A 23,202-nucleotide genomic window follows, 5' to 3' on the forward strand; every position below is an offset into this window, starting at 1 on the left:
CCACCAGCCCTCCGCGCCCCCCCGGTCCGCCGACCCCGTCGTCGAGCGCTTCCACTTCCTGGTGAACGCCCCGGCCCTCTTCAACGCCGTCGTCACCGCACTGGAATGGGACGTCTTCGGCCATCTCGCCGAGCACCCCGGCGCCTCCTTCGAGGAGCTGCGCGCGTCCACCGGCGTACCGGCCCACTCCCTGCGGGTCCTCCTGCACGCCGTGTGCACCACCGGCCTGCTGGAACGGCACGCCGACGGCACCTACCACAACGCGCCGGCGGCCGCGGAACTGCTCGCACCCGACGGGCCCGACAGCTGGCGCCACATCCTCACCGGCTGGAGGGAGATCTACTACCCCGCCTTCTCCCGGATGAGCGAGGCCCTCGCAGCCGGCACCAACACCGCGCTGGACGCGCACCCGGGCGAGGAGCCGACGCTGTACCGCCGTCTCGCGCACGACCCGCAGCTGGAGGCGGTCTTCCACCGCAGCATGAGCGCCTTCACCCTCAAGAGCCTCGATGCGCTGGTCGAGTCCGAGGAGTTCGCGACCGTACGCCACCTCCTCGACGTGGGCGGCGGCGACGGCACCACCAGCGCCCGGCTGACCGCCCGGTACCCCAGCCTGCGCTCGACCGTCTTCGACATCCCGTCGGTCGCGCGGCTGGCGGCCGGCGCCGAGGCAGGCGACCGCATCCGGCTGCACCCCGGCGACCTCTTCACGGACCCCTTCCCGGCCGGTGCGGACGCCGTGCTCTTCAGCCACGTGCTGGAAATATTCTCCGGCGAGCAGATCACCCAGCTGCTGGCGAAGGCGCACTCCGTCCTTCCTCCCGGCGGACGGGTGTTCGTGTACGGCTACAACGTCTCCGACGACGAGACCCGCGGCTGGTACTCCGCACGCCTCTCCCTCTACCTCAATGTCCTCGCCAGCGGCCAGGGCATGGCCTACCCGGCCCGCGACTACGAGGAGTGGATGCGCCGGGCCGGCTTCGCCGACGTACGGACACTCACCGGCTACCCCTACGAGCACGGTCTGACCATCGGCACCAGGCCATGAGCCGGGGCAGGTTCCCCGCAGCCGGTCCCGGGGCCCCCGCCACCGCCTCCCCCGTCCGCTACCTGGTCTGGCTGGCCACCCGCCACCCGGGCAGCCTCGCCCTGGCCACGGTGTTCGGTGTGCTGTGCACCCTCGCACAGGCGCTGGTGCCGGTGGCCGTCGGCCTCGGCATCGACCGGGGGCTGCTCCAGCGCGACCGGGAGGCGCTGCTGCTGTGGGGCGGGGCCGTGCTGGCCCTCGGCGTCTTCCAGGCGATCGTGGGGATGCTGCGCGACCGGGCATCGACCACCAACCGGTTCGGGGCCGTGTACGGGACCACCCAGCTGGTCGTCCGCCATGCCACCGAACTCGGTGCGGAACTGCCCCGGCGTGCCTCCACCGGCTCGGTCGTCAGCGTCGGCGCCACGGACGTCGGCCACCTCGGCACCGCCCTGGAGGGCACGGCACGGGGCAGCGGTGCGGTCGTCTCGATCCTCTTCGCGTCCGTGTTCATGCTGCTCACCTCCTGGCAGCTGGGGCTGCTCGTGCTGATCGGCGTCCCGCTGATCGCCGCCACCGTGGCCCGGCTGCTGCGCGTGCTGCACGGCCGCCAGCAGCGGCTGCGCGACGAGCAGGGCGCGCTCACCGACCTGTCGGTCGACATCATCGACGGGCTCCGCGTCCTGCGCGGCTTCGGCGGGGAGAAGGTCTACGGCCGCCGCTACCGCGAGGGCTCCCAGACCGTGCGCGCAGAGGGCATGCGGGTGGCGGCCACCGTCGCCGACATCGCCTTCCTCCGCGTGCTGCTGCCCGGGGCACTGCTGGTCGCCATCGTCTGGCTCGGCGCCCACCAGGTCGGCACCGGCCGGCTGGAACCGGGCCTGCTGGTCGCCTTCTACGGATACGCCGTCTTCCTCACCGACCAGCTGGGGCAGGTCACGACCATGCTCGACCAGCTCACCCGGGCCACCGTCGCGGCGGGCCGGGTCCTGGACTTCCTGGGCCTCCAGAGGGAACTGCCCTCCGGCACCCAGCCGCTGCCCGACGGACCGGACGACCTCCCCCTGCACGACCCCGACTCCGGACTGACCGTTCCGCCCGGCCGGCTGCTCGCCGTGGTGTGCGCCTCGGACGGGGACGCCCGGACCCTGGCGGACCGGCTCTGCAGGTACACCGACTCGGCCGTCCGGCGCGGCGACACGCCCCTGGCCGCCCACCGGACCGAGGACGTGCGCCGCCACGTGCTCCTGGCCGACAACGACGCCACCCTGTTCGCGGGGCGGCTCGGCACGGAAATCGATCCCCGCGACAGCCGGCCCGAGGGCGCCGTCCTGCGGGCCCTGGACGCGGCCTCCGCCCGCGACGTCGTCGACGCCCTGCCCGGCGGGCTGGCGCACGAGATCACCGGCGGACGCGAGTTCTCCGGCGGGCAGCAGCAGCGGCTGCGCCTGGCCCGCGCCCTGCTGGCCGATCCGCAGCTGCTCGTCCTCGTCGACCCGACGAACGCCCTCGACGCCCACACCGAGGGCCGGGTCGCCCGGAGCCTCGGCCCGTACCGCGCGGGCCGGACCACCGTCGTCTTCACCACCAGCCCCATCGTCCTCGACCACGCCGACCGCGTGGTGTTCGTCAAGGACGGCAAGGCCGTCGCCGAAGGGCTCCACCAAGGCCTGCTCGCGGACCCCGACTACCGCGCCGTCGTCACCCGGGAGGTCCTGGCATGACCGCCACCGCCGCCCCGCCCGCCGAACGGCTGCCCGTCGCCTCCCCCAAGGAGGTCCGCGCCCAGGCCCGGCGCACCATGCTCGAGCACCGCGGCCCGCTGGCCCGTTCACTGTCACTGCACGCGCTGGCCTGCCTCGCCGCGCTGGCCGCGCCCCAGCTGCTCGGCCGGATCGTCGAGGACGCGGCCCGCGGCACGATCGATGTCACCCCGGTGGCCCTCGCGATCTGCGCCGCGGTGGTCCTCCAGGCGGTCCTGACCCGCTTCGCACGGCTGGCCTCCCTACGCCTCGGCGAGACCGTACTCGCCGAGCTGCGCGAGGAGTTCGTCGACCGGGTGCTCGCCCTGCCCACCCACACCGTGGAGCGGGCCGGGACCGGGGAGCTGGTCACCCGGACCACCCGGGACGTCGACGTCCTCGCCTTCACCGTGCAACGGGCCGTCCCCGACACCCTGGTGGCGGGCACCACGATCGTCCTGACCGTCGGGGCGGTCTGCCTGACCGACCCGCTGCTGGTGCTGCCCTGCCTGGTGGCCGTACCGGTGCTGTGGCTGTCCACCCGCTGGTACCTGAGGCGGGCCCGGGCCGGCTACCTGCGGTCGAACTCCTCGTACGCCCGGCTCACCGACCACCTCGGCGAGACCGTGGCGGGCGCCCGCACGGTGGAGGCACTCGGGCTCCAGGAGCGCAGGCGCGGCCGGACGGACAGGGACATCGCCGCCTCCTACGAAGCCGAACTGCACACCCTCAACCTGCGCAGCATCTACCTGCCGATCGCCGACACCGGATACATCCTGCCGGTGGCCGCCACGCTGGTCATCGGCGGGCTGATGTACATCGAAGGGCTGGTCGGCCTGGCCGCCGTCACCGCCGCCACCCTGTACGTCCAGCAGGTGATCGGGCCCGTGGACACCCTGCTGTACTGGATGGACGAACTCCAGGTCGGCGGCGCCTCCATGGCCCGCATCCTCGGCGTGCGCGACGCGGCCGCGGCGGACACCCCCGGCGGGAGCGCCCAGGACACGACGCCGCGGCCTGCTCCCCGGGACGGCGCGATCGATGTCCGGGGCGTGCACTTCGGCTACCGGGAGCAGCAGGAGAGCCTGCGCGGCATCGACCTGTGCGTGCGCCCCGGGGAGCGGCTGGCGGTCGTGGGCCCTTCCGGGGCCGGCAAGTCCACCCTCGGCCGGCTCGTCGCCGGGATCGACACCCCCGGCCGCGGCAGCGTCGCCCTGGGCGGGGTGCCCCTGCCCGAACTGTCACCGGCCGCGCTGCGACGGGGCGTCATCCTGGTCACGCAGGAGTACCACGTGTTCCGCGGCACCCTGGCCGACAACCTGCTCGTCGCCCGCCCCGACGCGCAGCCCGCGGACCTGGAACGCGCCCTGCGGGCCGTGGCCGCCTGGGAGTGGGCGTCGGCGCTGGGCCTGGACCACGAGGTCGGCTCCGGCGCGGCCGAGCTGCCCCCGGGCCGGGCCCAGCAGCTGGCGCTGGCCAGGCTGGTGCTGCTCGACCCGCCGGTCGTGGTCTTCGACGAGGCGACCGCGCTGCTCGACCCGCACACCGCGCGCACGGTGGAACGGGCCCTGGCCGGGCTGCTCAGCGGCACGGTCGTCTCCATCGCGCACCGGCTGCACACCGCCCACGACGCCGACCGGGTGGTGGTGCTGGAGGACGGCCGGATCACCGAGAGCGGGACCCACGACGAACTGGTGGGCCGGGGCGGTGCGTACGCGCAGTTGTGGAAGTCCTGGCACGGGTGAGGCGAGGGGGCCTGCCCGGCGGCCGACCGCCCCCTCACCCCACCGGGCCGCGGGTTCGCCTCACCGTGCCGCGGGTTCGCCTCACCAGGCCACGGGCAGCCGGTGGACCCCGTAGAAGCCCATGTCCTCCCCCAGCGGCACCTCGGACGGCGGCACGGCCAGCTTCAGGCCGGGGAAGCGGGCGAAGAGCGCGGGGAACGCGATCCGCATCTCCGTGCGGGCGAGGTGCTGCCCGATGCACTGGTGCGCCCCGTGGCCGAAGGCGAGGTGACCGGAGGCGGGGCGGGTGATGTCGAGGCGGTCGGGGTCCGCGAACCGTGCGGGATCGCGGTTCGCGGCGGACAGCGAGACCGTCACGGACTGCCCCGCGCGCAGGGTGTGTCCCTCCAGCGTGACGTCCTCCAACGGGGAGCGGGGGACACCGAAGTGGAAGATGGTCAGGTAGCGCAGCAGCTCCTCCACGGCGTTCCCGGCCAGGGACGGGTCGGCCGTCAGGCGGGCCAGCTGATCGGGGTGGGACAGCAGCGCGAAGGTGCCGAGCCCCAGGGAGCCGGCCGTCGTCTCGTGCCCCGCCGACAACAGCAGGGCGCCCGCGCCGGCGACTTCGGCGGTGGACAGCCCGCCCCCGGCGACGAGCGCGCTCAGCAGGTCGTCGCCCGGCGCCCGGCGCCGGTGCCGGGCCAGCTCCGTGAGGAAGGCGTCCAGTTCGGCCATCGCGGCCGCGGCCTCCGCGGCGGTCGCCTCGATCCTGAAAAGGGTGGCGCTGCTGCGCTGGAACCCGGCGCGTTCGGAGTAGGGGACGCCCAGCAGCTCGCAGATGACCAGGGAGGGAACGGGCAGCGCGAACCGCTCCACGAGGTCGGCCCGGCCGCCGAGGCCGGCCATCGCCTCCAGGTGCTCGTCCACGATCTGCTCGATCCGTGGCGTCAGGGCCCGGGTCCGGCGGGCGGTGAACCAGCCCATGAGGTGCCTGCGCAGCCGCGTGTGGTGCGGCGCGTCCATGTCGACCAGCCAGCCCGGCAGGGCGGGACTTCCGTAGAACGGGTCCGTCCCCGGCCGGGCCACCGGCACCCGCTTGAGCTCGGAGCGCGCGCTGAAGCGGGGGTCGGCGAGCACCCGGCGGGCCGGCTCGTGGCCGGTGACCAGCCATCCGATGTGGCCGTCGGGGTAGCGCAGGCGGCTGACCGGGCCCTGTGCGCGCATCGCCGTGAGCTCCGGGGGCGGGTCGAACGGGCAGGTCCGGTCACGGGCGGTGGGGTGGGCCGGAACGGCCCGGCCGCTCATGAGCGGGCTCCGGCGGCGGCTGCGGTACCGGGCCGCGGCCCGGCGTGGGCCCTGAGGAAGGCGACGAGCCGCCGCACGCCCTCGTCGATCTGGTCCGGGTCCAGGTAGCTGCACGACAGCCGCAGCGTGCGGGTGCCTGCGCCGCCCGGATGAAAGGGGGCCATCGGGGTCCACAGCACGCCGTACTGCGCCGCCGAGGCCTCCAGCAGTTCCGTGTCCGCCGGCACCGGCAGCCGCATGCGCACGAAGAACCCGCCGCCGGGCCGGTTCCACTCCACCCCGTCCGGCAGGCCGGCGGCGGTCTCGCGGTCCAGGGCCCGCAGCAGGCGGTCGAGGTTGCGCCGGTAGATCACGGATCGGGTCCGGCTCAGTTCGGCGAGCGAGCCGCCGTGCTCCAGCAGCATGCCGGCGATCAGCGCCTGGCACACCGGTGAGGTGTTGACCGTGACGGCGGTCTTCAGCCGCGCCAGTTCCGCCGCGAGCGTGACCGCGGAGCCGTCGGCGGCGCGGACGGTCTGGTCGGCGACGACGTAGCCGACGCGGGCCCCGGGGAAGCACACCTTGGCGAACGTGCCGATGTGCACGACCCGCCGCCCGGTGTCCAGGGCCTTGAGAGCGGGCAGTTCGGTGCCCGGGAGGGCCGTGAACCCGTACGCGTTGTCCTCCAGGACGAGGAAGTCCTCCTGCTCGGCCAGCTCCAGCAGCCGCGGACGCCGCCCGGCCGCCATGCGGGTACCGCTCGGGTTGGCGTAGTCGGGGGCGACGTAGCACGCCCGGATCCGGCGGCCGCAGCGGCGGGCCGCCCGACACGCCTCGGCCAGCGCGTCCACGTCGAGGCCGTCGGCGTCCTCGGGGACGGGGACCACCCCGGCGCCGAGCAGACTGGCGGCGCAGGTGATGCCCACGAAACAGGGGTCCGAGACCGCCAGCAGGTCGTTCGGGGAGGCGATCAGGGCGCGCAGCGCCAGGAACATCGCCTCCTGCGCCCCGACGGTGATCACCAGCGTGTCGGGGTCGGCGTCGATGCCCTGGTCGCGTCGGAGGGCCTCGGCCACGATGCCGTTGATCAGTCCCCGGGCGGGCCCGTACTCGTAGAGCAGCCGGGCCGCCCGGTCGGGGCTGCGGCCGGCGGCGGCCTCGTGGGCGGTGAAGCGCTCCAGGTAACGGGCGGTGTCCAGCCCGGCGTACGGGGCCGGATGCGGGGCTCCCGGGGCGAAGGAGAGGGCGTCCGGGTACCGGTTCATGATCTCGTTGAGGAAGCCGATCGACTCCAGCACCGGGTCCTGGAGCGAGGCGTGCAAGCTGTCGCGGGCGAGGAACGTCATGCGGTGGCCCGTTCGGAGCGCGCCCAGTGTCGCTCGGCCTTGGCCAGGACGTCGGCGCTGTGGATGCGGCGGGCCTGGACGACCGCGAACTCCGCCAGATACGTGCGCAGGAGGTCCACGGGCTCCTCTGCCAGCGTCAGCATGGCGCGGTTGACGGCCACGGCCGGGGCGGCCAGGTCGCGTACGGCGCGCTCGGCGGCCTCGTCGAGTGCGGCGGCGGGCAGCACCTCGTCGACCAGCAGGGCCGCCTCCGGGTCGCCGGTGTGGATGCGGCGGCCGGAGAGGATGATCTGCCGGGCCGTCCGGGCCCCGGTGAGCCGGGTGAGCCGCAGGTTGCCGAGGCCGGGGACGATGCCCTCGTCGGCGGCCGGCAGGCTCAGGAACGCCCCCTCCTCGGCAATCACGCGGTCGAGGACGAGGAGGAGCTGCATGCCGCCGCCGATGGCGAACGAGTCGACGACGCCCACCCAGGGCTTGCCCGCCGTGGCTGTGCCGCCGCCGGCAGGATCGTCGCGGTGCAGGCCGCGGGCCATCTTGTTGATGTACCCGAGCTCCCGGCCGAGCAGGAACTCCACGAAGGAGATCGCGCCCGAGCGCAGCTCCTTGAGGTTGATGCCCGCGCTGAAGATCCGTTTCCCGGCGTGGCGCGGGTGGGTCACGGGGCCGCCGCGCAGGACCCCGACGCGTACGCGGTCGTCGAGGAGGGCGACGTCGACGGCGGTTTCCAGGTCGGCGATGAGCCGGTTGTCCTCGGCGTTGAGGCAGTGGCCGTTGCGGAAGGTGACGTGGGCGGCCTCGCCTCGGCGTTCCAGCAGTACGGCGTCGAGCTCCAGCCTGTCCGCACGGCGGAACTCCGCCAGACGGGCGGCCGAGCCCGGGGCGGGGCACAGCATGCTTTCGATGAGGTGGGTGCCGGCGGTCGGGGAACGCAGCAGGGCCCCGAAGAAGATGCCCTGGTCGATCTCACGGCCGTCCTTGTGGGCCTGGAGGCGTCCTTTTTCCTCGGCGAGCTGGACGGCGTCCGGCACGAGACCGGGGAAGCGCACGGCGGCCTCGGCGGCCAGGTCGGCGAGCCGGGGCCGCCGTGTGCGCCCGGCGGTGAGGCCGTCGTAGACCGCGTCGGCGTGGCGCGCGAGGAAGGCGTGCCGGGCCGCCCGGCAGGCCTCGTGGAGGCGCGCCGCCCGCTCCGACTCGGCGGCGGTGCGGTGGGGGCGCGGCGGCAGGAGGGCGAGCATCCGTTCGGTGCCGGCGGCGCGGAGGGCGAGGAGCCCGGCGTCGGCGGCGAGGTCGCCACTGAAGGCGGGGGCGCAGTCCGGCAGGTCCTTCTCCTGTTGGCTCGCCCGGTCGTTCACGCGGACTCCCCCGCCGCGTGGCCCGGCTCCGCGCCGGCCAGGCGGCGCAGTTCCCGGTCGCAGGCGGCCAGGTGGGCGCCGAGCGCATCGTCGAACTCCAGGCTCTGGGCCTCCAGCAGCAACTGCCGGCGGACGGCGAGTTCGCGGTCGGAGATCCGGCCCATCAGCACGGTCGCCGTGTGCGCCGCCTCCTCGGTGTCGTCCGTGATCTGGTCGATCAGCCCCAGTTCGCGGGCCCGGCCGGCGTCGATGTCGTCGCCCCACAGCACGATCTGCCGGGCGCGGGCGGCCCCGAGCTGCCGGGAGATGCGGTAGACGGCCATCCCGGGCCAGAAGTGGCCGTCGTTGACCGGCGCGAGGAGCCGCAGGTCCGGGGCGCCGATCCGGTAGTCGCTGACCAGCAGCAGGTCGAGGGCGGGGCCGCCGCAGGCCCCGGAGGCGACGGCGATGCCCATCGCGGGCAGCCGCTCCAGCCTCCGTACGGCCCGCTCCCAGCGGTTGATCTGCTGGATGTCCACCGGGCCCGGCCAGGACCGGGCACCGGCGGGGGCGTCCGGCAGCCGCAGGAGCACCACCGAGCGGTCGGCCCGTTCCTCGGCCCGGACGCAGGCGTCGTTGACGGCGGCGGTCAGCTCGGGCAGCGGACGCCCGGCGTCCAGCTGCAGTGTGACGCACAGCCCGTCCGAGGTGCCGCCGTTCGCGTGCTTCGCCGTGCCGTCCGCCGGTCCGCCCTCCGCGGGCGGCGGCGTGTCGTGCGTCCGCATCGCAGTTCCCTTCGTCGTCATGCCACGTCATGCCACGTCATGCCGTGTCGGCCCGGGGCCGGTGGGTCACCACTGCGCCAGCGCCATCTCGATCGTCGAGCCGGGCCCCATCGTCATCAGCACGCCCAGGTCGCCCGGCCGTACCCTGCCTTCGGACGCCAGCCGCCGGTAGGAGAAGAGGAAGGAGCCGCTCGACAGGTTGCCGTGGTCGCGCAGCACCCCGGTGGTGTGCCGTACGTCGTGCCGGGTCAGCCCGAGGTTGACCCGGACGGAGTCCACGACCTTCTTGCCCCCGGAGTGCACCACCCAGTGGTCGATGTCGGAGGCCAGCAGCCCGGTACCGCGCAGCAGCCGCTCCAGCGCCCCCGGCGCGTGGGCGCCGACGAGGTAGGGGACCTGCGGGTCCAGCCAGAAGCTGAACTTGCCGTGCCCGTCGTCCCAGTCGTAGCGCATGGCGTCGACGGCGTCGGGGATGATGCGGCTGGAGAACCGGAGCAGGGCCGGTGCGAGCGCCCCGCCGGCGTCCTCCCTTCCGTCACCGGGAGCGGTGACGGCGACCGCCGCCGCACCGTCGCCGAAGAGGCTGTTGACCACCGAGGAGCGCATGGTGCCGTCGAGGACGTACGCCGCCGAGCACACCTCCACACACACCAGCAGGGCCAGTTCGCCGCGGTGTGAACGCGCCCAGCCGGCCACCGCGTTCAGGGCGTTCAGACCGGCGTTGCATCCCATGCCGACGACGTCCAGCCGCGAGCACGAGACGTCGATGCCCAGCTCCTTGATGAGCAGGGCGGAGAACCCGGGGGTCAGGAAGCCCGTGGACGTGACGCAGCAGAGGTAGCGCACGTCCGACAGCCGGGCGCCGGCGTCCGCGAGGCAGTTCTCGATCGCACGACGGCCCAGTACGAGTCCCTGTTCGGTGTGCTTGCGCAGCAGTTCGCCCTGGGACTCCACCACCGGGGAGCCGTCCGGGGCGGGGCCGGGCAGGGTCAGGCCCCGGCGCTCGATGGCGCTGTTGAGGAAGACCGAGCGGACACGGGGATCGGTGACGGCCAGCAGGTCGAGCAGCTCGCGCTGGCCGTAGCTGGTGTCGGGGACAGCGGTGCCGACCCCGGTGAGCCGGGCGTTCCCGGTGTCCGGCCGGGTCATCCGAGGTAGTCTTCCGGGCCGCCTTCGCGCACGGTGTCGAGCGTGAAGCAGTGGAAGCCTCCTCCGAACAGCCGCCGGTGCCGGTGCCGGACCGGGACGACCGTGAACCGGTGCTTCTCCAGGGTCCGCGCCAGTTCGGGGCAGGCTTCGTTGACCAGGACGGTCTCGGGGTCGGCGGACAGCACGTTGAGATCGATGAACGGGCTGGTCAGAACCAGGTCCTCGTCCTCGTAGCGGGGGAAGTTGTCGGTCTCCGGCGCGGGCGCGACGATCCGGTCCCAGCCCCGCAGCGCCTCGGGCAGCTTGTCGGCGACGGCCTCGGAGCGGACGAGCAGGGTGCCGGGCCGCAGCGCCAGGACCATGCTGTCGATGTGGCTGTCGCTGAGCCGGTGCACACGGTGGATCCGGAAGCGGTCCCCCACGTGGCGCTCCAGCCAGTCACAGGCCAGGGCATGGTGCGCGGTGGAGACGTTGACCACGAGGTCGCGGCCGAGCCGCAGGACCTGGGCGCCGTCGAACATCATCTCGATGCCCACGTCGTAGGGCGAGGGGCTCGGAGTGCCGATGGGCTCGGTGGGCCCGCCGACCGTGCTCTCACGCGCGTAGTCGAGGTCGAACGAAGCGTCCGTCATCAGGGGGCGGGGCATCACCGTCCAACGGGCGCCCTGCGCGAAGTACCGCTGGAAGACGGGCGTGAGGAACTGGGTCTCGAAGTAGCGGGAGCGGATCATGGGCGGAGTCTCGATGATCTCGTCGCCCAGGATCAGCGTGTTGTCGCGGATGTTCAGCGGGGGGACGACGGAGGCGGACCAGGCGGGCGTCCGCACCTCGCTGGTGCCGGCATCGAGGTCCATCGGCCGGTGCACCGTGACCCCGAGGTCGGTCAGGGCCCCGGCGATGCCTTCGAGGTCCTCGACGAGCTCGTCCACGTAACGCTGCTTGATGGGCACCCGGCCGCGGCGCGCGCCGTCCTGGCCGGTGTCCCCTGTCCCGGCCTCACTGACCGACAGCCGCGGGTAGTACCACTCGGACCGGGTGGAGTTGTCGCCGGCGATGTTGTCGTGGAAGAAGAGGTCGAAGGACAACTCCCGCTCGTGTGAGGTGTAGTTGGCCGCCGAGCCGACGACCACCTCCTTGAGGGTGGACCATTCGTCGAAGCTGTTCAGCGTCATCGTGTGCTCCATCGATCGCTTGGTGTGCGCCACCGGACCTCACCGGCTCCGACCGGCCAGGGCCGGGTCGCCGTGCTCTCCGGCGCCGGCGCGGTGTCGCCTCAGTGGCCGCTCTTCGGTCTCCCCCGGTGGGGCGCCCCCCGCCCGGCACGCGGAGGACGGGTGAGGCCCCCGCCCGGCACGCGGAGGACGGGTGCCGGGCGTGTCGGAGGAACTCCTGGTCAGTGAGGTCATGCGACCGGCGGAACGGTATGGCCCGGATCGGTTCACGACGGCAACGAGACACGGGCGGGAAGTGTCGCGTCCGCGGTCACCGCTCGTCGCCCGCACGCCGTCCCGGACGCCCGGGCAGCCCGGGGCGCAGCGGCAGCGCGAGGGAGAGGTACTTGCCGTCCTCCTCGAGGCAGATGCCGTGCGCGACGCAGGACCCGAGGAACTCCTCGACCCCCGCCCGGTCCACGGGCCCCGCGCCGCTCTCGCCGCCGCCCTGCCCGGCCAGCTCCCGGTGGACGCGGGCGGCGCTGCGCGGGGCGTCGCCGCACAGCTCGTACGCGCGTGCCCGCCATCCGGCGAGGGTGGTCTTGCGGTGCCGGCCGCCCCGGGTGTCGAACAGCGTGAGCCAGTCCGGTCCGCGCCGGTACGTGAGAGTCGGCCGGTCCTCCGAGGCCCAGGCGCGTCCCCAGGCTTCCACGGCCTTGGCCAGCTCGGCCACGGAGTCCGCGGAAGCGACGTCCGGTGCCCGGTAGTCGAAGAAGTACGCGATCCGGCCGTGGTCCAGCCCGGGGACGGGGAAGGCGAACCGGTAGGCGCTCTTGGGCGTGATCTCGCCCATCCCGAAGGAGGGGTCGGTGAAGTACGGGCTGAACCGTTCGAGCCAGATGCGTCCCACGCCGGCGGGCGGCTCCAGATGGGTGAGCAGGGGCACGAGGGCGGCCTGGCCCGTGTAGTCCTCGTCGGTCTCGCCGGGGAAACCGGCGAGCAGGTTCCAGTCGACGCGGACGCCGTAGTAGTGGGCCCACTTGAGCAGACGGATGTTGAGCAGCCGCGAGGAGCCCTTGCGCATGAGGCCGAGGACGTGGGTGCTGAGGCTCTCCAGGCCCGGCTGGATCTTCCACACCCCGGCCTCGGCCAGCAGGCGTACCTGGTCCCGCGTCAGGTTGGCCTTCACCTCGAAGAACAGGGCGGTGTCCCAGGGAGACACCCGCAGACCGGTGCAGAACCGGTCGAGGTAGGACATGTCCAGGATGTTGTCGACGGCGTCGACCGCCAGGACCCGGTGCCGGCGCATCAACTCCTCTAGCTCGGCCAGCGCCCGCGCGGGGGACTTGGCCCGGTACTGCATGCCCAGCGCGTTGAGTCCGCAGAAGGTGCAGTGGTGCTTCTCGCCCCACCAGCAGCCCCGGGAGAACTCCACCAGCAGCCGCTGGGTGTTCCGGCCGATCACCCTGTCCCGGCCGAGGGCCTCCAGGGCGGTGAAGTAGTCGTCGTAGTCCGGTACCGGCAGCTGGTCCATGTCCCGGGTGCGGGCGCCGGGGGAGGGGATGCTCACCCGGCCGTCGGGGGTGCGGCCGCAGACGCCCGGGATCCCGGTCGGATCGGCGCCGCGCGCCACGGCCGCCGCCAGCCGGGGGAGCGTCACATCGCCCTCGCCCACGACTACGTAGTCGATGAAGGGGAAATTCCTCAGGTATTCCGGCCCCATGTCCCCGTCGTAGTTCGCACCACCAAATATGATGATCAGACGGGGATGGACTTCCTTGAGTCGGCGAGCCAGCGCCAGAGCGGCGACGTTCTGGATGAACGTCGACGTGAACCCGACGATGTCGAGTTCCGACCAGAGGGCGCGCGCGGCCAGTTCGTCGATCCAGGCGGGCAGTCGACGGCGCCGCAAATCGATCACGGCCTCCCAGTCCGCGCCGGCCTGGGCGCACGTTTCGGCCACCTCGGGAAAACGCAGACGATAATCCTCCACGTCCTGCGTCACTCCGAAGGCGGCCGTCCCGAAGAGCCATTCGCCGAAGAGGTGGACCCGTTCGGAAGGGGCTTCGGTGATGACCTCGTACAGGCCGGCGCCCAGCTCGGCGGAGAGCTCCAGGTTCGGGTAGACGCTCCGCGCGTCGTGGCCGAAGGAGCGGAGTGCGGCCTGGAGCAGGCCGCACTGGATGGAGGGGGTGTCGGTGCGCGCCCAGGGCATGTTCACCAGCCCGATGCGCAACGGCCTCGCCGGGACGCAGTCCGGCGGGAACAGGGGCTGGTCGATCAGGTTCAACTCACCGCCGCCTGGCAAGATTCCTCCGTACGTCCGGTCCGGCAGGCCGGACCCCTCCCCGGCGGACGGGGAAGGACCCGGGTCGCGCACTGGTCGGCTCGCTGGCTCAGTCCTTGACGTTGCTGGCCGAGACGACGCCCGTGTCCTTCACGTTGCTGGACGAGGCGATCTCGGCAAGATCCGATTCCTCGATCTCGGTCCAGACGATTTCACGCTCCATGATTCACCTCCTTGCCGGTATCCGGACAGGGGATTCTGACGGCGAACGGTTATCGATCGTAGGAACCGCCCGAGCGGCGGGCAAGGTGTCGATCCGGCCACCCGGAAAACCCCGAACACCCGAGCACCCGAACACGCCGCGCAGTGCAACCCGGTGCCCCGGCCGATTCCCGCGCAGAAACCCGCCCGGGATTTCCGATGCGCTGAGGTGCTCTTGACGCCCCCTCCGGCCGCTTTCACAATTGGCCGGTCCAGCCGGACGGGGACTCCTTCGCCCGCTGCCGGGAATTGCACTGCGATCACAGGAGTGTTGCCGGATGCTGCGACTGCTCATCGGGAACGACTGGAGCGAGGAGCTGGAGGAGCCGGTCGGATCCGGCTGGGCCGTGCAGCGCCTGCTGTGGTTCGCCCGCGACGGCGACGTCCTCGTCCTGCCCGTCCTGCCCGAGGAGGACTTCCTCTCCTACGTGACCTCCCTGACCGGCACCCGCCGCTCCTCCCTGGAGGTGGTCGCCCCGCCGCCCGGCCGGACCGGCACCGGCGCCCTCACCGCGGACCGGCTGACCGACCCCGCGTTCATCGCGGCACTGCGCGAGAAGCTCGCCGGCCGGCCCGTCGACGAGATCTTCGCCCTCTGGCCGGACGCCGCCGTCGCCGCCGTCGCCGACGCCCTGGGCTGCCCCGGAGCCCTGGAAGGACACGGATTCCTCACCCAGAGCGGCGGATTGCTCGGCAGTAGCAAGGCCGTCTTCCGGGCCCTGGCCGCCGGTGTGGGCGCCCCCCTGCCGGACGGCGCGGTCTGTGCCGATCCGCGGCGCGCGGAGGAGCACATCGTCCGCCTGCTGAACGGCGGCAGCCCGGTCATCCTCAAGCAGGACTACGGGTCGGGCAGCGACGGCAATGAGATCCTCAGCCGGACCGGGGACGTGGACCTGCGCGGCGCACGGGACATCCGCCTGCTGGCCGACCGCCCGGCCGTCTCCGCATACCTCGCCGAGCGCTGGGACTGGCTGACCGTCGGCGGCCGCGACCGGGTGGTCGTAGAGCGCTACCACCCCGGCAGCCGCGCCTACTTCGCCGAGTTCTGGATATCCGACGCGGGCATCCGGCTCGGCGGGCACGGCGAGATGCAGTACTGCCCGCTGCCCAACGCCCAGGTGATGCCGGCCCCGGACCTGACCGCACGGCAGCTGGACTCGCTGCTGGACGGCGGTCACCGCATCTCGGCGGGGCTACGGGCGGTGGGCTACCGGGGCATCCTCAGCGCGGACGCCGTGGTCACACCGGAGGGGGAGGTGCTCTTCACCGAGTACAACGGCCGCGCCACCGGCTCCACCCACATCTACGAGATCGTCGGCAAACGGGTGGTCGGACCGGGCTTCGGCACCGACCGCATCCTGCTGGAGCGGGTGTGGCCGAAGCACTGGGAGGTGCCCTCCTTCAGCGCCGCCCTCACCCGGCTCCGCGAGTCCGGCCACGCCTACGATCCGGACACCCGCCGCGGTGCGATCATCCTGGCCGCGTACCACCCGGGCCGCAGGGGCGTCATACTCTGTTTCGTGGACGACACCGTCGGCGCCGCCCAGCGCCGCGAACAGCTCGTGGGCCGACTGTTCACCCCTGCCGCCGCCTGACCGCCCGGGCGCCGGGCGGGCGCGTGCGCGTCCGACGGGTGAGGCGGCCAGGCGGCGGCAGACCTCGTGGGCGACGGCCGCCGGGCCGTCCGGATCGGCCCCTGTGGGTGCGGCGGCGGCCGGGTCCGACCGCCCTGGGCGGGCACGTTCCGGCCCCCGGCGGAGAAGCACCTTGGCACGGGGCGGCAGGACGCACGGTGTCCGCCTGTGCGCCGGCACGGCGTAGCGCCGCAGGTGGGGCCGGTGTGCGTCGTGTCAGCGGAGGTCCTCAGGATGCGGCCCCGTGGCGTACGGGTTCGGCTCGCCCTCCGCGAGCACCCCCACGAACGGCTCGCCCTCCCCTGCGAACGTGTACGCGCCGCCCTCGATCCGCGCGATCAGGCTGTGCGTCCATTCCGCTTCGCTGTCGGCCGAGTGTACCCACATGTTCATGATCTCGCCGATGTGCCCGAGCTGTCCGGGGCCCTTCTCCGGCGTGTAGTACTCGGTAACGCCGGCTCGCCACCGTTCGAGCCCCGCGATCCGCTCCTTGAGGAGCGCGACGGCCTCGTCCCGCGGCAGGTCGACGATGAACCCGATGGCGGCCGAGAGCATGTCCATCTTCTGGTCGTACGAGGTCAGGGCCTCGCGCAGCAGCTTGAGGTACTCCGCGGTGCCCTGGTCGGTGATCTCGTACTCGACGCGGGGAGGGCCGCCGACGGTGCTCGGCGCGACCTCGTGCGCGACGAGGAGTCCCTGCTTCGCCATCTGCTTGAGCGCGTGGTAGATGGAGCCCGGCTTGGCGTTGGACCACTCGTGGGCTCCCCAGAACTCCAGGTCGTTGCGTACCTGGTAGCCGTGCGCCCGTCCGTGCTGGCGGACGGCGCCGAGAACCAGCAGCCGGATGGCAGACATGAGCAGTTTTCCTTCCCGGTCGGGCCCGGTCACGTTGGACCAGAGCGACATCATCGCAGTAATCAAGTTTGACTAATCGCGGGCGAGCAGGCTACCTTCCTTGTTAGTCAAGTTTGATTACTGGCTGGAGGGGAACGCTTTGACTGACCGCGATCCGGCGATCGTCGTCGAGGGACTGCGGAAGAAGTACGGGGACAAGCAGGCTCTCGACGGCCTCGATCTCACCGTCCGCAGCGGAACCGTCCAGGGGATGCTCGGCCCGAACGGCGCCGGCAAGACCACGGCCGTCCGCATCATGTCCACGCTGCTGCGCCCAGACGAGGGCCGGGTCGAGGTCGCGGGGATCGACGCCACGGCCCGCGCCGGCGAGGTGCGTTCGCGGATCGGGCTGGTCGGCCAGAGCGCCGCCGTCGACGAGGAGCTCAGCGGCCGCGGGAACCTGGAGATGTTCGGTCGCCTCCACCGCCTGGGCGCGCGCCGCGCGAGCGCCCGGGCTGAGGAGCTCCTCACCCGGTTCGGGCTCGCAGACACCGGGCCGAAGGCCGTCAAGCAGTACAGCGGTGGGATGCGGCGGCGCCTCGACCTGGCGGCCTCCCTCATCTGCGAACCGGAGGTCCTCTTCCTGGACGAGCCCACGACCGGGCTCGACCCCCGCGGCCGCACGGAGGTGTGGAACGCGGTGCGCTCGCTGGTCGGCGGCGGCACGACCGTCCTGCTGACCACGCAGTACCTGGAGGAGGCCGATCAGCTGGCGGACCGGATCGCGGTGATCGACCACGGGAAGGTCATCGCCCAGGGCACGGCGGACGAGCTGAAGACCAAGACGGGAGGCGACCGCATCGACGTGGTCCTGCACGACCCGGGCCGGCTGGCCCGGGCGGCCGCGCTGCTGCCCGGGGAGGCGACCGTGGACGAGGACCGTCGGCTGGTCAGCGCCTCGGTCAGCGACCGGATGGCGGCGCTGACCGAGACCGTGCGGGCACTGGAGGCGGCCGGAATCGAGGCGGAGGACATAGCGGTGCGGCGGCCGACGCTCGACGAAGTCTTCATGCACCTGACCAAGGGGGAGTCGGCATGAGCACGGCACGGAGTGTGAAGGCGCCCCGCAGCGCGGAGACCGCCGGCGGCACGGGTTCGAAGTTGCGCTGGGCGGCCGCCGACTCCTGGACGATGACCAGGCGCGAACTGGCCCACTGGGCACGGCAGCCCGTGCAGGTGGTCGTCGGGCTGGTCTTCCCGGTGATGATGCTGCTGATGTTCGGCTACCTGATCGGCGGTGGCCGGGACGTCGAGGGGGAGTACACGGACTACCTGGTGCCCGGCATGCTCACCATGACGATGGCCTTCGGCCTCGAGGCCACGATGCTCTCCGTCACCCAGGACCTGGGCAAGGGGATCATCGACCGGTTCCGCTCGATGCCCATGACGTCCGGTGCGGTCCTGGTCGGGCGGAGTGCCGCGGACATGCTGCAGTCGGCGGTCGGGCTGACCGTGATGATCGCGGTCGGCCATGCGATCGGATGGCGCTGGCACGGGGGATTCGCCTCGTTCCTGGGCGCGGTGGGACTGCTGTTGCTGCTGCGGTTCGCGATGCTGTGGATCGGCATCCACCTGGCGATGGTCGCCGGCAAGCCGGAACTCGTGCAGGCGGTGCAGATCCTCGTGTGGCCCGTCAGCTTCCTCTCCAACGCCATCGCCTCCCCGGAGTCGATGCCGTCCTGGCTGGGCGCGACCGTGGAATGGAACCCGATGTCGGCCACGACCACAGCAGTGCGCGGCCTGTTCGGCAACCCGGGCGCGGTGGGCGACTCATGGGCCGCGACGCACGCAGACCTGCTCGCGGTGGTGTGGCCGGTGGCCCTGGTGGCGGTGTTCTTCCCGCTGGCAGTGAAGCGGTTCAGGGGCCTGAGCCGCTAGCGGACACGGCTCCGCCCCCGGGCCGGCCCGTTCGGCCGGGGTACGCCTGCGCACAGCACTGACCAAGCGCCGCGTGGACGGCGGACGTTGACGGACAGCCGAAACCAGGGGGGCGGAACAGATGGTGTGGATGTCGCGTGAGCAGGCCGACCTGCTGGCACAGTGCGCGGTGACCTTCGAGCCGGGCGATCCGGCGCGTACCGGAAAGCTCGCGTTCCGGTACCCCGACGGCCCGGCCGGACCCGGCCTCGACGTACGGCTGCCCTTCGGCGAACCCGGCGAAGCCGACCTGGTCACCGCCGACGGCGGCACCCTCGTGGTACGCCGCCGACCGGTCCTGCGGCTGACCGTCGCCGAGGCACTGCCCGCCCTCACCCTGGCCCGCCGCCTCCACGCCGAAGCGACCGCCGACGCAACCGCGATCGGGACCGCGGAGGGGACTGTGAACGGGACCGCGATCGGGACCGCCGACGCAATCGAGAACGGGACCGCGAACGAGGCCGCCGAGGGGACCGCCGACGCAACCGAGAACGGGACCGAGAACGGGACCGAGAACGCAACCGAGAACGGGACCGAGAACGGGACCGCGATCGGGACCGCCGAGGGGACCGTGAACGGCATCACCGAGGGGACCGCGAACAGCACCGCACAGGTCACCCCCAGCCCGTCCGCCGCGTTCTGGGGCGCCGCCACCGTCCTCGGCCTGCACCTCGCCGCCCGCGAACGGCTGCTCCCCGGCGTCTCCGCCACCGGCCACGACACCTGGCGCGCCGGCCCGCTCGCCCCGGAGGACGTCCAGCGCATGCGCGAACTGGCCGCCGCGGCACCGGCCGAGGCGCTCGCCGTTCCCCTGCCCGTCCCGTCGGGCGGCCCGCTGCTGCTGCCCGACGCCACCGCCCTGCTCCGCTCCTTCGTCGACGCGGTCGCCGACACCCTGCCGCGCACCGCCGCTGCCCCCGCCGCGGCCGGTCGCCCGGCCTTCGCCGCCGTCGAACCCCAGTACGTCCCCCGGCTGCGCACCTGGGCCGAGGAGATCTCCGCCGGCCTCGACTCGGGCGTACGGCTGGCCCTGCGCGTGGACCCGGTGCCCGCCGCCGCCCACGGGGAGCCGCCCGCCCTGCGCCTGGTACCCCGGGTGTCCAGTCTGGCCGACCCGACCCTCAGCGCCGACGCCGACGAGGTGTTCGCCGCGGTCGAGGCAGCCGGGTTCGGACCGCGGGCCCAGGCCGACACCGTCCTCGCCGTACGGCGGGCCGCCGACGTCTGGCAGCCCCTTTCCCGCCTGCTGCCGGTGCCCTCCTCCCTGGAACTCTCCCACCGCGAGGTCCAGGAGCTGCTCGGCGACACCGCCGGCCGGCTCGCCGCCCACGGCATCGAGGTGCTCTGGCCCGAGGACGCCGCCCGTTCCCTCACCACCCGTGCCGTCGTCGGCGGCGAGCGGACCCCGCCCACCGACATGCGCTCCTTCCTCGGCGGCGACGGCACGGTCGACCTGCGCTGGCAGCTCGACCTCGACGGGGAGGCCCTCACCGAGCAGGAGACGGCCGAGATCGCCGCCGCCGACCGGCCGCTGGCGCTGCTGCGCGGGCGCTGGGTCCTCATCGGCGCCGACATCGCCCGCAAGGCCCGCGAACGCGACCTCGAGCCGCTCACCGCCATCGAGGCACTCGCGGCCGCCCTCACCGGGTACACCGAGATCGGCGGCAAGCAGGTGCGGGTCGCGCCCGGCGCCTGGCTGCTCGCCCTGCGCCGGCGCCTGGTCGAACCGGACGGCGACGGCGACGGCGGCACCGAAGCGGTCGAGCAGCCCGCCGCGCTCGCGGCCACCCTGCGCGACTACCAGCTGCGCGGCCTGCGCTGGCTGGACCGCCTCACCTCGCTCGGCCTCGGCGGCTGCCTCGCCGACGACATGGGCCTGGGCAAGACCGTCCAGCTGATCTCATTGCACTTGCTGCGCCAGGAGCATCCGTACAGCGCCGGCCCCACCCTCGTCGTCTGCCCCGCCTCCCTGCTGGGCAACTGGCAACGCGAGGTCGGCAAGTTCGCCCCCGGCACGCCCGTCCGCCGCTACCACGGCCCGGGCCGCACCCTGGACGGCGCCGACTCGGGCTTCGTCCTGACCACCTACGGCACCATGCGCCTGGACGCCGAACGGCTCGGATCACACCGCTGGAGCACGGTCGTCGCCGACGAGGCCCAGCACGTCAAGAACCCGCACTCCGGCACGGCGAAGGCGCTGCGGCGGATCCCCGCCGACGCCAAGATCGCCCTGACCGGCACCCCGGTCGAGAACAACCTCTCCGAACTCTGGGCCGTCCTCGACTGGACCACCCCCGGACTCCTCGGCGGCCACGGCCGCTTCCGCAGCCGCTGGATCGCCGCCATCGAGGCCGAACGCGCGGAACGCGCCGAGTTCGGACCGCCGCCGGGCGAGGAGGGAGAGTACGGCACCACCGCACGGCGACTGGCCGAACTGGTCCGGCCGTTCCTGCTCCGCCGCAGGAAGTCGGACCCGGGCATCGCCCCCGAACTCCCGCCGAAGACCGAGACGGACCGCCCGGTCTCCCTCACCCCCGAGCAGCGGACCCTGTACGAGACCCATGTCCGTGAGGTCATGGCGCAGATCAAGGCCACCGAGGGCATCGCCCGAAGCGGTCTGGTGCTCAAGCTGCTCACCGGCCTGAAGCAGATCTGCAACCACCCCGCGCAGTTCCTCAAGGAGGGGGAGGGCACCAGGCTGGCCGGCCGTTCCGGCAAGCTGGAACTGCTCGACGAACTGCTGGACACCATCACCTCCGAGGGCGGAGCCGCCCTGGTCTTCACCCAGTACGTCACCATGGCACGCTTGCTGGAGGCACACCTGCGCGAACGCGGCGTCCCCACGCTGCTGCTGCACGGCGGCACCCCGCTGCCGCGCCGCGAGGAGATGGTCCGCCGGTTCCAGGACGGAGAGGTACCCGTCTTCCTGCTCTCCCTCAAGGCCGCCGGCACCGGACTCAACCTCACCCGCGCCGACCACGTCGTGCACTACGACCGCTGGTGGAACCCGGCGGTGGAGGCCCAGGCCACCGACCGCGCCTACCGCATCGGGCAGACGCGCACCGTCCAGGTTCACCGGATGATCGCCGAGGGTACGGTCGAGGACCGCATCGCCGCCCTGCTCGAAGGCAAGAAGGGCCTGGCGGACGCCGTGCTGGGCTCCGGGGAGCAGACATTGACGGAGCTGACCAACGACGAGCTGGCCCACCTGGTCGAGCTGAGGAGCGCAGGATGAGCGGGGACGTGACGAGCGGGGACCTGAGGAGCGGGGACGAGACGGGCGCGCGGGGCTTCCCGGCCTTCGCCGCGCGCCGGGGCAGCCGGGCACGCGGCCGGTCCTGGTGGGGCAAGGCCTGGGCGGACGCGCTGGAGGGCACTTCCCTGGACGAGGAGTCGCTGAAGAAGGGCCGGGCCTACGCGCGGACCGGCCGGCTCGGACCGATCACGGTCAGCCCCGGGCGCATCTCCACCACCGGCTACGAGGGCGACACCCCGTTCAGGACGGTCCTCACCCTGGAGGAGCTCGACGATGCCGAGTGGGAGTCGCTCTGGGAGAAGACCGCCGAGCGGCCGGACGCCACCGACGAGCTGCTCGCCGGTGAGCTGCCGCCCGACCTGCTGGAAGCCGCCGAGGACGCACGGGTCCGGCTGTTGCCCGGCTACGGCGACCTGGAGGCGGAGTGTGACTGCGGCGCGTTCGACCACCCCTGCAAGCACGCGGCCGCGCTCTGCTACCAGGCGTCCTGGCTGCTGGACGAGGACACGATGCTCCTGCTCCTGCTGCGGGGGCGCGGCGCGCAGGAGGCGCAGGAGGAACTCCGGTCCGTCCTGCTGATGCAGGCGATCGTCGGCAGCCTCGGGGACGGGGACGGGGACGGGGACGCCGACGGTGCGGAGGCGGAAGCGGAGGCCGGTTCGCAGGCCGCCGCGGCGCAGCTGCCGGACGGCACTCCCGCCGAGGAGGTCTTCGGCCGTGAGCCGGCGGCGCTGCCCGAGCTGCCGCCGCTGCCCGGCCCGCCCGTCCGGCAGGCCGTGTCGTCCGCCGCGGCCGGGGCCGACCCGCTGGAGCAGCTGGTCACCGGCGCGGCCGTGCGCGCCCGCGAGCTGCTCGCCTACGCGCTCGGGTTCACCGCCGAGCCGCCGGCGCCGCTCGACCTGTGGCGGGACTGCGTACGGATCGCGGCGACCCGCCCCGAGCCGCGCGTCCTGGCCCGCCTGCGGGAGGCCTGCGGCAGCCCGGACCGGCTGGACCGGGCGGCCGAGGCATGGCGGCTGGGCGGCAGCGCCGGGCTGGACGTGCTGGAGGAGGCCTGGACGCCACCGCAGCAGGACACCGCCCGGGCCCGCACCGCGCTCACCGCGGGCTGGGAGCAGGACGAACTCCCCGAGCTGGAGGTGCGAGACAACAGCTTCACGCCGGCCGGCAGCGGGCTCCAGCTCCGCTACGGCCGGGACGGCCGCTGGTACCCCTACCGGCAGCGGGACGGCCGGTGGTGGCCGGCCGCCGCACCGCACCACGACCCGGCCGAGGTCCTCGCCGAACTCCTCGACGATCGGGGATGACCCGGACCGGGCAGCTCCCGGCGTACAGGTGCGACCCCGCGGCGAACGTATCGGTGGATTCGGCTCGTATCGCCGGAGGTGCCCCGTCGGCCGGGGCGGGGCGGGGC

General features: G+C 73.2%; 17 protein-coding genes. 8 read left to right on the plus strand and 9 right to left on the minus strand.

Going from position 1 to position 23,202, the window contains the following annotated elements:
* The 3 genes from HYE82_RS17320 to HYE82_RS17330 form a co-directional block, all read left to right on the plus strand.
* Positions 1 to 1,048 (plus strand): methyltransferase (locus HYE82_RS17320; RefSeq protein WP_218782726.1); only part of this gene is annotated, 1,048 nt, incomplete at its 5' end.
* Positions 1,045 to 2,751, plus strand: a complete 1,707-nt coding sequence (locus tag HYE82_RS17325; RefSeq protein WP_179174979.1) for an ABC transporter ATP-binding protein — start codon at positions 1,045 to 1,047, stop codon at positions 2,749 to 2,751. The genes HYE82_RS17320 and HYE82_RS17325, both read left to right, overlap by 4 nt.
* Positions 2,748 to 4,514 carry an ABC transporter ATP-binding protein gene (locus HYE82_RS17330; RefSeq protein ID WP_179174980.1) on the plus strand — a complete coding sequence of 589 codons (1,767 nt, stop codon included), beginning with the start codon at positions 2,748 to 2,750 and terminating at the stop codon, positions 4,512 to 4,514. Before HYE82_RS17325 ends, HYE82_RS17330 begins: the two co-directional genes overlap by 4 nt.
* A gap of 81 nt (positions 4,515 to 4,595) precedes the next feature.
* Here HYE82_RS17330 and HYE82_RS17335 read toward each other — a convergent pair whose 3' ends face one another.
* The 8 genes from HYE82_RS17335 to HYE82_RS37280 form a co-directional block, all read right to left on the minus strand.
* Positions 4,596 to 5,798 carry a cytochrome P450 gene (locus HYE82_RS17335; protein ID WP_179174981.1) on the minus strand — a complete coding sequence of 401 codons (1,203 nt, stop codon included), beginning with the start codon at positions 5,796 to 5,798 and terminating at the stop codon, positions 4,596 to 4,598.
* On the minus strand, positions 5,795 to 7,123 hold the full coding sequence (locus tag HYE82_RS17340) for a PLP-dependent aminotransferase family protein (RefSeq protein ID WP_179174982.1): 1,329 nt from the start codon (positions 7,121 to 7,123) through the stop codon (positions 5,795 to 5,797). Before HYE82_RS17340 ends, HYE82_RS17335 begins: the two co-directional genes overlap by 4 nt.
* Positions 7,120 to 8,475 carry a (3,5-dihydroxyphenyl)acetyl-CoA 1,2-dioxygenase DpgC gene (gene dpgC / locus HYE82_RS17345; RefSeq protein WP_309144348.1) on the minus strand — a complete coding sequence of 452 codons (1,356 nt, stop codon included), beginning with the start codon at positions 8,473 to 8,475 and terminating at the stop codon, positions 7,120 to 7,122. The genes HYE82_RS17340 and dpgC overlap by 4 nt, the downstream gene beginning before the upstream one ends.
* On the minus strand, positions 8,472 to 9,239 hold the full coding sequence (gene dpgB, locus HYE82_RS17350) for an enoyl-CoA-hydratase DpgB (RefSeq protein WP_179174983.1): 768 nt from the start codon (positions 9,237 to 9,239) through the stop codon (positions 8,472 to 8,474). Before dpgB ends, dpgC begins: the two co-directional genes overlap by 4 nt.
* Positions 9,240 to 9,305: 66 nt before the next feature.
* Positions 9,306 to 10,388, minus strand: a complete 1,083-nt coding sequence (dpgA, locus tag HYE82_RS17355) for a 3,5-dihydroxyphenylacetyl-CoA synthase DpgA (protein ID WP_179174984.1) — start codon at positions 10,386 to 10,388, stop codon at positions 9,306 to 9,308.
* Complete coding sequence (locus HYE82_RS17360) at positions 10,385 to 11,560, minus strand: glycine amidinotransferase (RefSeq protein ID WP_179174985.1); 1,176 nt, start codon at positions 11,558 to 11,560, stop codon at positions 10,385 to 10,387. The genes dpgA and HYE82_RS17360 overlap by 4 nt, the downstream gene beginning before the upstream one ends.
* A 310-nt stretch (positions 11,561 to 11,870) precedes the next feature.
* Complete coding sequence (locus HYE82_RS17365; protein WP_179174986.1) at positions 11,871 to 13,829, minus strand: RiPP maturation radical SAM C-methyltransferase; 1,959 nt, start codon at positions 13,827 to 13,829, stop codon at positions 11,871 to 11,873.
* A gap of 106 nt (positions 13,830 to 13,935) precedes the next feature.
* The gene (locus HYE82_RS37280) at positions 13,936 to 14,049 is read right to left on the minus strand and encodes a pheganomycin family RiPP precursor (RefSeq protein WP_218782728.1); all 114 of its coding nucleotides are present in this window, start codon (positions 14,047 to 14,049) and stop codon (positions 13,936 to 13,938) included.
* 316 nt (positions 14,050 to 14,365) lie between these two features.
* On the opposite strand from HYE82_RS37280, the gene HYE82_RS17370 reads away from it, so the two are divergent.
* Entirely contained in the window at positions 14,366 to 15,682 is a 1,317-nt protein-coding gene (locus HYE82_RS17370) for a peptide ligase PGM1-related protein (RefSeq protein ID WP_179174987.1), read from the plus strand.
* Positions 15,683 to 15,937: 255 nt separating this feature from the next.
* Here HYE82_RS17370 and HYE82_RS17375 read toward each other — a convergent pair whose 3' ends face one another.
* Positions 15,938 to 16,576, minus strand: a complete 639-nt coding sequence (locus tag HYE82_RS17375) for a PadR family transcriptional regulator (RefSeq protein ID WP_179174988.1) — start codon at positions 16,574 to 16,576, stop codon at positions 15,938 to 15,940.
* 139 nt (positions 16,577 to 16,715) lie between these two features.
* Here HYE82_RS17375 and HYE82_RS17380 point away from each other — a divergent pair, with 139 nt between their 5' ends.
* The 4 genes from HYE82_RS17380 (at position 16,716) to HYE82_RS17395 (ending at position 23,095) form a co-directional block, all read left to right on the plus strand.
* Positions 16,716 to 17,654, plus strand: coding sequence for an ATP-binding cassette domain-containing protein (locus tag HYE82_RS17380; RefSeq protein WP_179174989.1), 939 nt, complete (start codon positions 16,716 to 16,718; stop codon positions 17,652 to 17,654).
* A gap of 92 nt (positions 17,655 to 17,746) precedes the next feature.
* The gene (locus HYE82_RS17385) at positions 17,747 to 18,493 is read left to right on the plus strand and encodes an ABC transporter permease (protein WP_256987347.1); all 747 of its coding nucleotides are present in this window, start codon (positions 17,747 to 17,749) and stop codon (positions 18,491 to 18,493) included.
* A gap of 121 nt (positions 18,494 to 18,614) precedes the next feature.
* Positions 18,615 to 21,767 (plus strand): DEAD/DEAH box helicase, encoded by a 3,153-nt coding sequence (locus HYE82_RS17390; protein WP_256987345.1) that lies wholly within the window; start codon positions 18,615 to 18,617, stop codon positions 21,765 to 21,767.
* A complete protein-coding gene (locus HYE82_RS17395; protein ID WP_179174991.1) occupies positions 21,764 to 23,095 on the plus strand; it encodes an SWIM zinc finger family protein in 1,332 nt (443 codons plus the stop codon). Before HYE82_RS17390 ends, HYE82_RS17395 begins: the two co-directional genes overlap by 4 nt.
* Positions 23,096 to 23,202: the final 107 nt, after the last annotated feature.

Source organism: Streptomyces sp. BR123 (genome assembly GCF_013401435.1).
In the GTDB taxonomy this organism is placed as follows: domain Bacteria; phylum Actinomycetota; class Actinomycetes; order Streptomycetales; family Streptomycetaceae; genus Streptomyces.

Bases quoted from the DNA above. Each gene is read 5' to 3' on its own strand.
- HYE82_RS17325 (WP_179174979.1), top strand. From the start codon at position 1,045: ATGAGCCGGGGCAGGTTCCCCGCAGCCGGTCCCGGGGCCCCCGCCACC.
- HYE82_RS17330 (WP_179174980.1), top strand. From the start codon at position 2,748: ATGACCGCCACCGCCGCCCCGCCCGCCGAACGGCTGCCCGTCGCCTCC.
- HYE82_RS17335 (WP_179174981.1), bottom strand. From the start codon at position 5,798: ATGAGCGGCCGGGCCGTTCCGGCCCACCCCACCGCCCGTGACCGGACC.
- HYE82_RS17340 (WP_179174982.1), bottom strand. From the start codon at position 7,123: ATGACGTTCCTCGCCCGCGACAGCTTGCACGCCTCGCTCCAGGACCCG.
- dpgB (WP_179174983.1), bottom strand. From the start codon at position 9,239: ATGCGGACGCACGACACGCCGCCGCCCGCGGAGGGCGGACCGGCGGAC.
- dpgA (WP_179174984.1), bottom strand. From the start codon at position 10,388: ATGACCCGGCCGGACACCGGGAACGCCCGGCTCACCGGGGTCGGCACC.
- HYE82_RS17360 (WP_179174985.1), bottom strand. From the start codon at position 11,560: ATGACGCTGAACAGCTTCGACGAATGGTCCACCCTCAAGGAGGTGGTC.
- HYE82_RS37280 (WP_218782728.1), bottom strand. From the start codon at position 14,049: ATGGAGCGTGAAATCGTCTGGACCGAGATCGAGGAATCGGATCTTGCC.
- HYE82_RS17370 (WP_179174987.1), top strand. From the start codon at position 14,366: ATGCTGCGACTGCTCATCGGGAACGACTGGAGCGAGGAGCTGGAGGAG.
- HYE82_RS17375 (WP_179174988.1), bottom strand. From the start codon at position 16,576: ATGTCTGCCATCCGGCTGCTGGTTCTCGGCGCCGTCCGCCAGCACGGA.
- HYE82_RS17385 (WP_256987347.1), top strand. From the start codon at position 17,747: ATGACCAGGCGCGAACTGGCCCACTGGGCACGGCAGCCCGTGCAGGTG.
- HYE82_RS17390 (WP_256987345.1), top strand. From the start codon at position 18,615: ATGGTGTGGATGTCGCGTGAGCAGGCCGACCTGCTGGCACAGTGCGCG.
- HYE82_RS17395 (WP_179174991.1), top strand. From the start codon at position 21,764: ATGAGCGGGGACGTGACGAGCGGGGACCTGAGGAGCGGGGACGAGACG.